A 957-nucleotide genomic window follows, 5' to 3' on the forward strand; every position below is an offset into this window, starting at 1 on the left:
AAACACAAGCGCTGGATAGCGAATTTAAATCCTATAGAGGCCAGCTTCAGCTGATTGACCCTGATAGTGGCGATAACACTCAGTTTGTTTTTAGCGGTAAATATTTAGGTCAAGGGTTTGCACCTGGTTACCTTGATGTTTGGCCTAATGGCACTTATCAATTCAGATTAAATACAGGTACCAATCATCATCCGGACGATCTAATCAGTAGCCTACATGCTGGCGAGTCGATGGAGCTCCCCTACGAAGTCGAAACCACTGATGGTCAGAAGCTCACCATTATGGTGAAAGTGACCGGTGAAGATAACCAAGCAAAAATTGCAGTGACGCCCTACTCCAGCCTAAATAATCATGTTTACGAAGATCATACTTCCTTTGGCAATACCACCAATCAGCTCAGCAGTGGTGGCACGTTACAGGTCATTGACCCGGATCACGACCAAGCCGGTTTTATCGCACAAACCATCACCACCACCGAAGGTGGTCAGTTCAATATCAACGCACAGGGCCATTGGTCATACAACATTGACAATGATAAAGTCCAACATTTAGGCGCAGGGGAAAGCTTCCAGCAAACCTTTACCGTTGAATCTATCGATGGCAGTGCTAAAAAAGATATCACAGTGACCGTTCATGGCACCAATGATGCGCCAGTTGCGTCAGCTGAAGTACGTTTAGCGAATGGCTTGGAAGATAGCAAAATTGTCCTCACCTCAGCACAGCTTCTGGCTAATACTAGCGATGTTGATGACAACGATATTGGCAAACTATCCATAGAAAACCTACAGGCTGACCATGGTGCTATTGCGTTAAATGCCGATGGCACGTTCACTTTTACCCCAGAAAAAGACTACAACGGAGCGGTGCACTTTAGCTATGATGTCAAAGATGCCCACGGTGGTGTGACACACACTGGCGCATCAACGACGCTCTCGGCGGTTGGCGATAAAGCCCAAA

At 46.5% G+C, this 957-nt stretch carries 1 protein-coding gene; it reads left to right on the forward strand.

The window, feature by feature from the left end; genetic code table 11:
* A partial coding sequence (locus AB4512_RS15360; protein WP_372175147.1) for a VCBS domain-containing protein occupies positions 1-957 on the forward strand: 957 nt, incomplete at both ends.

It is taken from the genome of Vibrio sp. 10N.222.52.B7, from assembly GCF_041474275.1.
In the GTDB taxonomy this organism is placed as follows: Bacteria; Pseudomonadota; Gammaproteobacteria; order Enterobacterales; family Vibrionaceae; genus Vibrio; species Vibrio crassostreae_C.